9 protein-coding genes and 1 pseudogene are annotated in these 13883 nt (G+C 55.5%); 7 read left to right on the top strand and 3 right to left on the bottom strand.

The window, feature by feature from the left end; genetic code table 11:
• Positions 1 to 4: 4 nt before the first annotated feature.
• The 4 genes from F7D09_RS09350 to F7D09_RS09335 all read left to right on the top strand — a co-directional run bounded on the left by F7D09_RS09350 (position 5) and on the right by F7D09_RS09335 (position 5335).
• Positions 5 to 1144: a helix-turn-helix transcriptional regulator gene (locus tag F7D09_RS09350; protein WP_152235227.1), complete on the top strand. Its 1140-nt coding sequence runs from the start codon at positions 5 to 7 to the stop codon at positions 1142 to 1144.
• Positions 1145 to 1366: 222 nt separating this feature from the next.
• On the top strand, positions 1367 to 2506 hold the full coding sequence (locus tag F7D09_RS09345; RefSeq protein ID WP_152235225.1) for a restriction endonuclease PLD domain-containing protein: 1140 nt from the start codon (positions 1367 to 1369) through the stop codon (positions 2504 to 2506).
• Positions 2507 to 2523: 17 nt separating this feature from the next.
• Positions 2524 to 4359 (top strand): Z1 domain-containing protein, encoded by a 1836-nt coding sequence (locus F7D09_RS09340; protein ID WP_152235223.1) that lies wholly within the window; start codon positions 2524 to 2526, stop codon positions 4357 to 4359.
• 10 nt (positions 4360 to 4369) lie between these two features.
• Positions 4370 to 5335, top strand: a complete 966-nt coding sequence (locus F7D09_RS09335; protein WP_152235221.1) for a restriction endonuclease PLD domain-containing protein — start codon at positions 4370 to 4372, stop codon at positions 5333 to 5335.
• Between the two features lie 32 nt (positions 5336 to 5367).
• Here the strand turns inward: F7D09_RS09335 and F7D09_RS09330 are convergent, their stop codons facing one another.
• Together F7D09_RS09330 and F7D09_RS09325 are read right to left on the bottom strand one after the other, a co-directional pair.
• A complete protein-coding gene (locus tag F7D09_RS09330; RefSeq protein ID WP_152235219.1) occupies positions 5368 to 6417 on the bottom strand; it encodes a DNA cytosine methyltransferase in 1050 nt (349 codons plus the stop codon).
• 1 nt (position 6418) lies between these two features.
• The gene (locus F7D09_RS09325) at positions 6419 to 6787 is read right to left on the bottom strand and encodes a helix-turn-helix domain-containing protein (RefSeq protein ID WP_226836202.1); all 369 of its coding nucleotides are present in this window, start codon (positions 6785 to 6787) and stop codon (positions 6419 to 6421) included.
• A gap of 169 nt (positions 6788 to 6956) precedes the next feature.
• Here F7D09_RS09325 and F7D09_RS09320 point away from each other — a divergent pair.
• Positions 6957 to 8558 (top strand): annotated as a pseudogene (locus F7D09_RS09320) (DUF3427 domain-containing protein); the annotation flags it as partial.
• Between the two features lie 243 nt (positions 8559 to 8801).
• Here the strand turns inward: F7D09_RS09320 and F7D09_RS09315 are convergent.
• The gene (locus tag F7D09_RS09315; RefSeq protein ID WP_152235217.1) at positions 8802 to 11111 is read right to left on the bottom strand and encodes an HsdM family class I SAM-dependent methyltransferase; all 2310 of its coding nucleotides are present in this window, start codon (positions 11109 to 11111) and stop codon (positions 8802 to 8804) included.
• 203 nt (positions 11112 to 11314) lie between these two features.
• Between F7D09_RS09315 and F7D09_RS09310 the strand changes: the two genes are divergently transcribed.
• Both F7D09_RS09310 and F7D09_RS09305 read left to right on the top strand, forming a co-directional pair.
• On the top strand, positions 11315 to 12355 hold the full coding sequence (locus F7D09_RS09310; protein WP_152235216.1) for an SOS response-associated peptidase family protein: 1041 nt from the start codon (positions 11315 to 11317) through the stop codon (positions 12353 to 12355).
• A gap of 784 nt (positions 12356 to 13139) precedes the next feature.
• Entirely contained in the window at positions 13140 to 13802 is a 663-nt protein-coding gene (locus F7D09_RS09305; RefSeq protein ID WP_152235214.1) for a hypothetical protein, read from the top strand.
• Positions 13803 to 13883: the final 81 nt, after the last annotated feature.

Below are 13883 nucleotides of genomic sequence, written 5' to 3'. Positions count from 1 at the left end.
ACTTGTGAGCACATCAACGGTCAACAAGACACAGCCGACAATGCCGTCGCCAAGAAAGCCTTACACCAGCAACGCCGTCGTGGAGATCCTCGAGATCCTCTGGCAACAAACCCGTACCGGCCATGGGCTGAGCACACGGCAGATCCATGACCAGCTGAAGTCGTCACTCGGCGAATTCGCACCCGCCATACGCACCATACGCAACCAGCTCAAGACGTTGGACGGAAGCAGTTTTCTCGGCCGGGAAATCCACAAGCTCGACCCGAAGAACAGCGAAGACGACGCCAGCGAGATGAACGGCGCCACAGACCCGCAACCCGGATGGCGTATGAGCACGTTCTTCGACTCAGCCGAGGCCAGGCTGCTCTCCGATAGTCTCGCGCTTTCCCGAATCGCCAATGATGCGATGGGGGATATGGTCAGCAGACTCAACGAGCTCGTAGGCGGCATCACGCTCAGCAACGACTACTTGACCACCACCAATGCCCGAGACCAGTTCAACGGTGAGTTTCTGAGCACCATCAGGCGACTGAACGACGCCATCAGCGACAACAGAGCGGTCACCTTCCACTATATGAATTACAACGAGGACGGCCAGCTGGAACCGCGCACGTCGGCGAGCGGCGCAGCTCCGCGCGAATATCACGTCGACCCGTACCAGATGGTGTTCAAAAACGGACGCTACTACCTGATTTGCGCACTGCACGGCAACGAGGAGGCGAGACGAATCTTCTGCGTCGACCGGATCACGGACATCGCCATATCCAACGATTTGTTCCACCCACCAAAGTCGCGCTTTGACGCCATCGAATACATGCGCGAGCGGCCTTACCCCGTCACCGACGACGCGGTCGACATCGTTATGGCGGCCCGACCAACGGCATTCAACTACATCTTCGAATGGTTTGACGAACCGATAATCACTCCGGAGAAGAACGGGGTGTACAAAGTCACCGTGAAAGCCCCCATCAAAGCGGCCTATTGGTGGGCGCTGCAATACGCCGACGCTCAGGTCGAGATCAAGAAACCTCCAGAGCTGCGGCAGCAGCTCAAGAAAGCCGGCGTCATTTTGGCGGTCAAATACAAATTCACGGGCACAAACCACGCAGCGCAGCAACACCACGCGGATCAGGAAACCGCGTAGATCTCCTGTGCAGCATCAACCGGCAGGAGAACAACCTTGGTCAGGGATCTCCATGCGGTAGGATGACACCAACGTGACGATGGAGGCGGTAGCTATGGCGCAAGTCGAGAAGGAATTCCACGAACTGTTCGCTCAGACCGAGGACATTATGACAGCGTTCACACAGCATATTCAGTGTGCATTGTAAAATACTGTTAAAGTCGTTCAGGAAAGGTCTTAGATATGACACTGCTGTATTCCGCCATTCCTCCACTTCGGATTAAATCAGGGCAAGAAACTATCAACGAGGCCTTTCACCGTCTCGCTCAGGAATCCGATGAAATCAATGTGGCTGTAGGATACATCAGCCAGCTCTCCCTTGCTGAAATTGACGAAGTAGTCGAAAAAAGCAACATCTCTCGAGTGACCCTCACCATCGGCATGTACAGCAAAGAAGGCATGCCGGAGCGATCATACCACGAAGCTGTAGCGCTTAACCGCAAGTGGCAGAATATGGGCATCGGTGAAATCCGCCTTGTCAGAGCCTTTGCATTTCATGGGAAACTTTATTATTTTGCGACCAATGAGCACCCGATTGCGGTCATAAACGGATCAGCAAATCTTGGCGTTATCAAGGCTGAAGCTTCTAACCTTCGTCAATACGAAGTTGCATCTCTCATCGAGAACATGACTGAGATTCTTACTACGAAGGCACTGATCGATCAGCTTAACTCCTCATCTATATCTACGAATATCAACGACGTACACGATTTACGACTCATTCGCGAGACAAATTTCGACCTCGGAAAATCCGACCTCGCAGAGCCCGTCACCAGCGACGACCTTGATGTGTATCGGAAGCATCAGACTGATCTCTCGTTCCTGCTTCCTCTCAAAGTCCCGACGGACGCCGAACGTATAGCAGGCACAGGTAGCAAAGAGAGCTGCATGAAGTCAAACATCAATGTCTGTTATGCCGCACCAAGAAACGCTCATAAGTCGCGCGACTGGTATGAAATCCAATTTACCGTTGACAAGAAGATAACTACTCAGCCGGGGTATCCCCAAAAGAATGTACCCTTCATCGTTATTACCGATGATGGTTACAAGTTCAAGGCTCATACCACCAGCGACGGAAACAAACAGTTTAACGCTGTTGGAGACGAATTGTTGCTCGGTAGATGGCTGAAGGGGCGTTTAGTGGCTGCGGGATTAGTCTCGCCAGTCAACGACACGATGAAGGACACGGAGAGAAAAGGCATGATTACAAGGGAGATGCTGGATGAGTATGGTTGCCACAATCTCCGGCTAACCAAAACCGACAAGACCATAGAGGATCCCGAAGATGGCACTTTGGCGGTCTGGACTTTGTTCTTTGAGTAGGGGTGACAACAATGAGCGTGAACTATCTCGACAACTATCTCGATAAGATCAAGAACGAGGGAAACATTGAGCTTGCGGAATCGATTCGTAAGACAACCGAATCGTTCGACGAGAAGTATCTTGCCAATTATTCTTTCGCCTCACACGAGGTTGGTCTGCTGTTCGGCAATGTCCAATCTGGTAAAACGGGGCAGATGTTCGGCATTATGTGCCAAGCAGCAATGAATGGCTTTTACGCGTTTCTGTTGCTCACAACAGATAACACGGTTCTCCAGCAACAGACCCTGAACCGAGTGAAAAGAGATTTGACGGATTTCTTAGTCTGCGATGAAACCGACTCGGGGCTGTTCATCGATAATCAGTTGCAGAAGCCAGTTGTCGTCGTGCTGAAGAAGAACTACCGAGTTCTTCGACTCTGGGCCAACGTATTCAACACCACGCAGTTCATGCAGGGGAACGCTCTGTTCATTGTTGACGATGAGGCTGATGCCGCATCTCTAAACACATTAGTCAACAAGGACAAGCAGTCGTCAATCAATAAGTACATCAGCTCCATCAAAGATGAAGGGATGTGTAGCATCTACTTGCAGGTGACGGGTACCCCTCAGTCCCTTCTTCTGCAAACTGCGCAATCAGGGTTCAAGCCTAACTTCACGCATTACTTTGAGCCAGGGAAATCCTACCTTGGGGGTGATTTCTTCTTCCCGCCAAGCGGAAAGCCGGATTGCGTCACATATCTCACCCCCAGCAAAACCATGACAAGGCAAGTTGTTTTACGACATTTGGCCGTTTCCGCTCAATTGCTAGGTACGGGATCTGTCGTATCGAACTGCCTGTTGCACCCTTCAGTGCGGCAGAATGTGCATGAAAAATTCGCAAAAGAAGTTCGCGAGGCACTTGACTGGTGTCGAGACAATGCGGACGGAGAACTTGTCTCTGAGCTTCAGAAGATTTATGCGACACTGACCCCCAGCAAGAATGAATTGCTTGGATTTGATGATCTCTATTCGGCCGTCAAGGATTTGCTTGCGGATAAGGATCTCAAAGTCCTTATTATGAATGGCAAATATGATGTCACCGAGGATGACTATAAGACCGGCTGTAACTTCATTATCGGAGGCAATACACTAGGGCGCGGAGTCACGTTCCCAACCCTGCAAACAATCTATTACACGCGCCTTGCCAAGGAACCCCAGGCGGACACGATGTGGCAACACAGCCGAATGTTTGGATACGATCGTGACCCAGGCATGATGATGGTTTATATTCCGCAGGAACTGTACAAACTGTTTTCCGACATCAACGCCACGAATAATTCCATCATCTCCCAAATTAAGCAAGGCATTGAACCTAAGATCTATTACCCTGAAGGCCTATCTCCGACTCGTGGAGTCGTTCTTGATGAACGCCATGTCAACGTATTGTCAGGCGGAACCAATTACTATCCTTCAGATCCCGATAACTCGACCATTGAGGAAATCACTAAGTTGCTCGCAGGATTTAGCGACGAGACTACTTACTACAAGGTCAGTCTCAAGCTAATCGAAAACCTTCTTGACCATATAATCCCCAGCTCGGAGTTTCGATTGAGCACTTTCGAATCCATACTGAGAATGATGCTTGCCGACAATCCCGGCGAACAAGGCATTCTCGTGGTCCGAAGAAACAGGGACGTCGCACAGTGGACTGGCGCGCTTCTCTCTCCTAATGACTGGAAGATCAGCAACTCTTTCCCCGGTCATGTAGTCCTGACAATGTACCAAGTTACGGGTACGAAGGGATGGCACGGGAAGAAGCTATGGATTCCAAACATCAAGTTGCCCAATGGAAAGGTTTACTACGACGAGCATTAAGGAGATTGAGATGCTTACAGCCAACCTCGCCGATAAAATACTGTTTGAACCTATTTTGCAAGGCGCCGACACCCTTAATATCATTGCAGGTAGTGCCGCGCCGACCATGGCTTCTTGGTATTTGACCTCGCTACACGAAATGCGTGACAAAAACAGGAATTTGCCTATTACTCATGTGCATCTGATTGTAGGCAGGACTGCAATTACAGGCCTGCCATCTTCTGTGCACTCAGAATTCCGAGAACTATCATCTGGTAACAATAACTTCAAAGATAGTTTTTCATGTAGCTACGTTTACGGCTTCCCTGCCATTCGGTCAAATCTCTATGTTTGGCTGGAAAAGAATGATCCAGTTAAGGCCTTTATGGGTTCAGCTCCTTTCGAGCAAAGTGCTTTTCTCCCATCAAACGTCCAAGATGCAGTTCAAGAGGTTGATCCCAAGGAGGCGTATAAGTATTACTCTGAAATAGAGGGACGCACAATCTACTGTACGCATGCGGAAGTAGAAAATAATGTGCGAATTAACGCTAGAGAGTATTCACCACAGGAAGAAGTTGCCAGTGGCAATGATTCAGAAACTGTCACCTTGTCACTATTGACCAAAAAGGGAGTGATAGGAATTCATTCGGGTCTTAATTGGGGTCAGCGCGAGACAAGAAATCCTAATCAGGCATATATACCAGTTCCCGCGGAAATTGTCAGAAAAGAGTTTTTCCCCAATAACAAGAGGCACTTTACGGTTCTTACGGATGATCATAAAAGTCTTATAGTCCGTCTAGAGCAAGCGAATGATAAGGCGCTGACAACCCCACTCAATAATGCTTTATTGGGTGAATACTTTAGAAATCGCTTAGGTCTTCCAAATGGGCAATTTGTAACCAAAGAAGATCTCCAAAAATACGGTAGGACTACTGTCGACTTCACCCGAATTGACGAGGAGCAATATTATATGGATTTCACACAACATGTTAGGTAGGTTTTTTGTTAATCCCACCCAACATGTTGCATTCATTCGTTGATATTAGGGCTAATTGAAGGATAGGAAATACCTGCAAAACACTTCAATATTGCTTCAAAGATAATCTGGGCGCCCCGGCATGGTACAGCCATACCGATTTGCTTCCTAACGCTTTCTTTGCTCCCCTCGAAAACATAGTCGTCCGGGAAAGTTTGCAGTCTGGCACGCTCACGATTGGTTAGAGCGCGAGGCTCAGACCAATGATACATATGCGTTCCGCCGCCGCCGCTACCGGTAACAGTGTACGAAGGTTTATCAGGATCTAGTCTCTTATAGATTTGACTGATTTGTGCTCCGCGGATGTTTAGTCTCAACTCTTCCGGCAGATCTGCCGTGAAGGCATTCTCTCCCGGCTTGATATAGCGAAGACGTTCAATAACCTTGGCGCTCTGCTTCGTGGGTTCGTTGTTTGTCACGCCTTCTGGCATCGGTTTCTCGATAGCCGTGCGACACGTATTGTCAATATCCTTGTACGGTTCTGGAGAAGGTACCTTATACTCCACATCCAGATCCTCACGAATACCAACGATAATGATGCGATGCCGAGCCTGAGGAACACCATATTCCTCGAACTTGAATAGATGCGGGGTCACAATGTACCCGGCATTGCGCAACTCAGATAGAATCTTCGTAAAGGCACGCCCGTCATTAGCGTTGCGCAATCCACCTACATTCTCAGCGAGAAACCACTTAGGCTTAAACAGCTTGAGGGCTTTGACTCCGTAAGAGTACAGAGGCCCGTACACTCCATCCATACCCTTTTGTTCTCCAACAACACTGTAGTCATTACAGGGGAATCCAAAAGCCAATGCGTCAATGGGCTTTAGCTTCGACATGTCGAATGATCGTATATCAGCATGATATACGCTTTGCGGATCATTCGGACAGATATTCTCCCGATATGTTTTGCATGTATCAGCATCATAGTCATTAGACCACTGGTGCACAATAGCGAAATCGGGATCACCAATATCAGCATGTGTAGCGCCCCAAGCAATGCCCCCAGGGCCGCAGAACAATTCGCCGAGTTTGAATATCATGTCATTCTCCAAATTCCACATTCACGGGCTTCGCCTGTCGCTTACGATTAACAAGGAAATCGACAAAAGCTTGAACGTGCGAGATCTCTATTGCATCAAGCTGCTCCAACCCCGATATAGCAAGTGAGTGCCCTATATCATCATTAGTCAAATAACCTGCTACTCTAAGCAACTCAAGCGGATGAAAATTGAGGTTTTTCGCAATACTGCATAAGGTTTGACAATTGGGCATTTTTCTTTCGCCCTTCTCGATTTTAGCAATTTCACTATCGCTCGTGCCACACAGACTACCTAATGCCTGCTGGGAAAGGCCGATCTCATTTCGGCGTGCTTTTATCAAAGCCCCCAACTTGTTCACACCGACCTCCAAATAACCAATGATTGCTGCTGTTTGTCAAGATTATACACTATATTGCTGCTAAATGGCAGCAATAAATCATATTTCGTTAAGAAAAATGTTCAAAACTAATAATTAGACAACAGAAATATAATCTGCCAACAACCGCACAATATCTAAAACCGCTAATTCAGCGTTTTAAAACGGCAAGGCAGTCTCGCAGGAGCAGCGCGACGAATACGTACGGCAGCTGACCGAAGGCAAACTCGACTACCTGTTCACCGCCGACATGTTCAACGAAGGCATCGATATCCCGGCCGTCAACCAGATCGTGATGTTGCGCAGCACCGAATCCAGCATCATCTTCACCCAGCAGCTGGGCCGCGGACTACGCAAGTTCCCGCATAAGGACAGCGTTGTCGTCATCGACTTCATCGGCAACTACGCGAACAACTTCCTCATCCCCGTGGCCCTGTACGGCAACACGGGCGACCGCGACATCGCACGCAAGAACCTGCAGCGACGTTCGATCGGGCTGTCGTCCATCAGCTTCGACCCGATCGCCAAGGAGCGCGTGCTCAAATCGCTCGATACCGCCGACTGGTCCGAAATGAAGCGGCTTTCGGAACAATACCGGCAGGTGCGGTACGAGCTAGGGCGCATTCCCATGCTCACCGACATCTACGAGTACGATCCGTCGCTGCCGTACACGCTGGCGTCGAAACGCAACAACTATCTGGATTTCGTACGCTCGCGCGAAAAGAGCCTCGGCGGCGGGAAGAAAGGCGGCATCTCGTTCGAGGATCAGCTCGACCCCGTGAGCGAAGTCGAGGACGCGATCCTGAAGATGGCCACGGAGCTGCTGCTCCCCGGAATCCGGCCGCATGAGCTGGTGATACTCGAGCGGCTGTGCCGGTTTGCGGACGAGCGGATCGACGCTGCGGATGCCTCCGATGCCGGGGCCGGGACCGGATGGCAGGCGCCGGGTCCTGTCGGCCGCGCCGAGCTGGCGAGCGCCATTCGCGCCGGATTCCCGCAAGTCGACCTGTCCGAAGCACAGTTCGACTCCGCGGTCAGCGTGCTTGACTACTCGTATTTCACCGGGCCGAATCGCAAGCGGTTCGGCGAACAACCGCTGGTCGAAATCGTGCCCGGCAGTGACGACGGCAACGGGACACGGTACCGGTTGAGCGACGCCTTTGCCGCCATGCTCGCAACCAATCGCACGTTCCGCATCTTCTTCGCGGATACGCTGCGCGTCGGATTGCGCAACTGCCGCGACATGGTCCGCGAAGCCGCGGGCCGACAGCGCGCGTTCGACCGCGCGTTCCTGTACGAACGCAAATATTCGATGGCCGACGTCATGCGACTGTGCGGCTGGAAGAAGGAGAACACCCCGCAGAACGTGGGCGGGTATCTGCTCGACAAGGACACGAACACCATGCCCATCTTCGTGAAGTACGCGGCCAGCCAGTACGAGGACGAGTTCCTCAACGCGCAGGAGATGAAGTATTACAGCAAGAACGGGCGCACGCCGGGATCGCCGGAATTCCAATGGGCGGCGAGCGACGGCGGCAGCGGGCCGGAGTGGAACCGCACGCACTTCGTGCCGCTGTTCGTGATGCGCAAGGCGGAGGAGGCCGACGGCAAGTACTACTACGTCGGGCACGTGGCCGCATTCGACCATCCGACGCTCACCACGAAGCCGAATGCGGCAGGCGACGGCACGGTGAAGGTCACGCTGTCGACGCTGCGGCTGGCGAAACCGCTCGATCCGGAGCTGTATCGGCATCTGACCAGCTGAAACGGGAGCGGGACGGGCCTTCATAGGCCGTTTAAACCCCTCAGTGGGCGTCAATCCGCACAAATCCGGCCCCTTGCGCGAGATGTGGGTGTTTTGTTTGGCGGAATCCGTGGAACGCCGTTTGGCAGCGAACTCGTGAAAACGGCTCTATGAAGCCGTTTTCTGGCTGTTGCTGACGATCAGCAGCTCCTCGGTCCGCGCGATTTTCGCCAAACGAAACACCCACATCTCAGAGAATGCCCATCATTCGCCCTCGTTACCGCCTACGGACAGCCCGTATCGGCAGCATTGGGCCATGATGTCGTACTGTCGCAGGTACAGGTTCGCCTGCCGGCGCAACGTCTCCGCAGCATTCCAGTAGTCGACCAACGCCCACTCGGCATCCCCGTGCATAAGCGGTATCTCAAGGTCGGCGGGACGCATCCGCTTACCTGCGGAATGCTCGACCATCTCCTGATTCCAAACGCCGCGAATCATGAGCGACAGGTATGTCGCCCTCTGCACGTCAATGCCCCAATATGGGCGCACAAGATACACGCTTTTCGACACGCGGTGCCCGCCGCTCCAGTCAATCGCGACATGAATGCCGCCACCAATGGTGAGCAGCAGGTCGCCCGGCTCGGTCACCGTAGCCTTGCCATACCGCTCCTCGGCATGCAGCGATGGCCTTGTCACAATCCGATCCGGAGCGACGCCCCATGGAACAGCGCGTCCCCGCGAACCGTCCCCCTGAATCGCATCGTACCCGCGCACGTCGGATACGCGGATGACGTCCTCGGGCAGGCCGTCCTTCTCCGCCCCGGCGACCGAACCTTGCCGAATATCGGCGATGTCACCCAACCGCCTGAGCTCGCCGCCCTTACCGTTCCAAGGGGCATCATCAAACTTCCGCAACGTCTCCAGCGCCGCAGAAACTCGCTCCTTCATCCCCTCAATGTCCGAGGCGACGCTGCGATACGACGCCTCAACCGCCGCCAGTTCGGGCACCTTGCGTTCCAGCCAATCCTGCGGCAGCAACGATGCAATCCGACTCTCCAGAACCTCCGACGCAGGCACAACGCGTACCGCGATGCCGCAGCCGCCACCGGCACGGCCACCACGACCAGCACCACGGCCACCGTCGCCGACAAACGCCTCGAGCGGCTCATGCAGATACTCCGGAATCTCGCCTTGGCTCCGATATCGCTCCGCATTGCCTGACGCGTCGACCATCATGATGCACTCCCGTGCCGCCTGCGGCGCAGACAGCACCCAGACATACCTAGGCGCGACCGTGGTGACATACAGGTTGGCCGGCAAGGCGATGACCGCCTCCACGCAACCGGCCTCAATCAGGGAACGACGGAACCACTCCTCCCCACCCATATGCGACAGCACTCCGGCACCCGTCACAATGAACGCACGGCCCATATCATTCAGATGGCCAATGGCATCCTGAATCCACGCGACCGAGGCATCGGCCTTCATCGGGCTGCTCCACCGCCGGGAGTCACTGTACCGGTTCCAGCGCACATCGGTCACATCCGGCTCCCAGTCAACGGCGAGAGGCGGTTCCACCATGGCAAGATCCGCCTTCAGCCGGGGGAACGGGTCGGCTTCAAGCACGTTAACCAGCTTGCCATCATCGGCCATCGCGAACACGGCGTTTCGAGCCAGCCCTTCAAGCGTCAAACGGCGGGCGGCAATCGTCAACGCCTCCCCGTCGTCGTCGGCGCAGTACATTGCAAGCCGGCGACGCTCGCCATCACCCATGCCGCGGGCAAGCGACAGACAGGACTCCATGATGCCGCACGCCGGATCGTACACGGTAACGCCAGCCTTCCCAGGCGCCGCCGCCCGCCAGTACGCGAGCGCCAAATCGGCCAGCAACCGGGAAACACGCGAGCCAGGCACTCCGCTCTCTCCGCGCATACGCCCCAGACTGGTGATGCTACGCTCCAACAACGCGGAAGCCAGTTGCGCGAAAGCCTCCGGCGTACCGATCTTGTACAGTCCGTCTACATACATCAGCAGCTCGCTCAGCCGACTTAACGCCAGAGGACGCACCTCGTTCGGCACACGCAACGCCATGCGAATGACCTCGCTGGCATGCTGGCTGCCGACGCCGCAGCTAGCCCCTTCGAGAACCTGTTCGACCGCGGCATCTATGCGGCGGCCGACATGACCGCCGTGGTCGTCGGACTGTTCGGCCACGGTGTCGCACACCGCCTGCCAACGCGCATCCACGCCGTATTCCCCCGCGACCGCGCGCAGGCACATCGCCCACAACATCACGGCGGCGGCAGCGACCGGATCGCCACCATCACGCCACTGCTCCAGGAACGTCCACGCGCCCTGCTCCAAGCGCGTGTCCTTGAACGAGATGCTCTGACCCCTCAGCCATTGGGTGACCTGATCGTAGTCGAACCGCGGAAAGCCTCCTTTGGTGGCGACAGGTTCGGGGAAACCCTTCTGAGGACGTTTGCGCCAGTTGGTGACGGCAGACGGGCGCATACCAACCATGCGGGCGATGTCTGATTGGGAGAGCGTGTTGGGAAGAATGTCGTCACTCATTACCGTGCTCCTTGGCTGCTGGTCTCTGAACCCGGGGTTGATGGGGTTCGCGGTGTTGCCATGCAGACTACATCGTTACGGCCGTGTTGTCAATTGTGAAACTGTTTCACAGAAGAACAGCGTGGCGTTCAGCACAGCACATCGCCGTGACACCATGAGATATACACGCCACGGACAGGCGCACATCGGCAAAGGAGAATCCAATGACGGGATGCATCGCAGCGACACAGAATCCACACGACATCATCAACATGCTGAAACTCAACAAGCGAAATCGGGACAAGCTGGTCGAGACATCGACGAGCATCAGCCCTTACAACCCGGTGAACATCATCGTACAAAGCAAAGGAAACGGCAACTACCTGCTGCCAGCAACGTGGAGCATGAAACACGGCACCGAGAACGATGGCAAGTACCCCGCCGCCCAGCCCATGATCAACGTTCCGGTCAGCCGGCTCACAGAAGACACATACGCAGAGCACATGCGCGAGCATCGATGCCTCGTGCCGGTGAACGGCTTCTATCTGTGGCGTCTCAACGGTCAGGTGTACTACGTTCACGCCGATTCCGGCGAGCCGCTGCTGATCGCCGGCCTCTACATTGTAAACAAAGAGAAACGCAAGGGAGACATCGGAGAGTTCGAGTTCACCGTCATCACAAACGACACGGTCGGCCGACTGCGACTCATCACCGACTACATGCCAGTTCTGATTGATCGGGCACATGTCGATATATGGCTGGAACGAAGGGAACTCAGCGCCGGCGAACGCACGGACATGTGGCTCCGCTCCGAGGACATCGCCGCAACACTGCGCTTCCACGAAGTCGACCGGCTTAATCTGACCACCGCAATCACGCCGGATACGCCGGTCGCCATGAACGGCACAACCAGCCTGTTCGGGGAGGTCGAAGACGACGATTGGGGCGCGTTGCGGATTGACGGCATCCCCTCGCCGTATGAGGTTGACGCGCGAAGCGGCACTAAAAAGACAGCCGCCGAATGGGGCGTCAGCTGGCCGCTGCGGGATGGATGGAAGAAACGGCTGGAACGCGCGTGGAGGGATGCACGCGACCGTGTGCGCGGCCCACACCTACCGACATGGGAAGAGCTGGACGCAACACCGTCTTACGGTGATCGCCGCTCCGCCGCATGGGGAGTCACCGATAGCGGCAGCGGATGGAAGAAGAACCTGGAGCAGCAAATATGTCAGCGCTACGGACAGAGGCCTGAACGGGCACGCTGATTCGGTTTCACGCGGGGACTCCGTGACGATTAAGCCGTATACGAGTAGCGAAGGCGCATTCCGACAGTGGCGGACTTTGCGGTAACCGGGGTTTAGCGGTCACAGGGACGGGCGAATAGTCCGGATTGGCGCGGATATGAGCGAATCCGGGGCCTTGCGCGAGATGTGGGTGTTTTGTTTGGCGGAATCCGCGGAACGCTGCGTGGCAGCGATTGCTTAGAAAGGGCTCTATTAAGCCGTTTTACGGCTGTTGACGACGCTTAGCCGCCCCTCGGTCCGCGCGATTTTCACCAAACAAAACACCCACATCTCCGCAACGAGCGCGCAGAAGGCGCAAACGAGACCCTCACGGCGTCGATTCCGACGCCTTGCGCCGTAATCGATACCCGGAACCGACCTCAGGCTCCAGCCGCGACGCGACTCGCCTTGGTCATAGCCCCAGCACCGCCTTCGGCCGGGAGATTTCACCGCAGCTTAACCCTTTCAGGCGACGCTGACCGGCTGAAACCAGTATGGTGGAAGCTGTCAATGGCACTGGAGAATCCAGTCGGCCGCCCGCGGCAGGAGCGCAGCAGGGCGACGACACATGACCGACCGTACTCGGGATTCGTGCTACGAATACGGTCGGCCGCGGTAAGCCATCGATGGCGAGCGCCGCCTCACCGGCAGGCGCACGTATCGCCAGGCATACGCTGCGGCAGGGCCGTCAGTGGCCGACCGCGCAACGGCACGGGGCCGCGCCGCCGCCAACCGGCAGGCGCGCCCGCAAAGCGAGGAGGTCGCCATGAGTTTCAGTGAGGCACCTGTGCTGTGGATCGTATGGATCATCCTGCTCGCGCTGTGCGGGGGCGCGGCGATCGCGGGGCTCGTGGTCGGCATCCGCGTGGCCAAGGAACGCAAGGCCGGCGCAGGCGACGACGCGGAAGTCTCGGGCCCCGCGGACGGTTCGGCCGCCTCAGCGGGAACAATGTACATCTCCGGCACGTTCGGCGGCGGACGGCCGGTCGCCTGGACGGGACGCAAGGCGCTCGACGCGGCGCTCAGCTGCGGAGCCACGTACATCGGGCTCATCCAAGGCGACGGCAGCTCGGTCACGACGGTCAGCAGTGGGTGGGGCCGCGAACGTGTCAGCGGCACGGACGGGCTGGCGCAGGCGGCGGCCAAGTTCCACGTGCCAGTCCCCACGCAGGTCGAACCGTTCTCCACCGCGTACGACCGGGCGATCCTCACGCTCATGGACCGGCCGCTGTACGGCCACCACGTGCGCGTCTATCTGCTGCGGTACGCGGAACCGTACGAGGGCACACAATACGACGCGCCGCGGCACCGCAACCTGTATGCGCTGGTCGTCGCACTGGACGCCGGCCTGCCCGGCACGGTTGAGTCGACGCTGACGCGGGTGGATAACGCCCGAAGTTTTGCGCACTTTGGTTCTGGCTTGGGTTGAGAACATGGCCCGTGTCCTGTGTACGATTTTCAGTCGCCAAACATAGAAAACCGCGATTGGAAGCGAGGACACAAGCCATGT

The organism is Bifidobacterium leontopitheci (assembly GCF_009193355.1).
Classification (GTDB): domain Bacteria; phylum Actinomycetota; class Actinomycetes; order Actinomycetales; family Bifidobacteriaceae; genus Bifidobacterium; species Bifidobacterium leontopitheci.
This window is presented reverse-complemented; position numbering and strand designations above follow the sequence as displayed.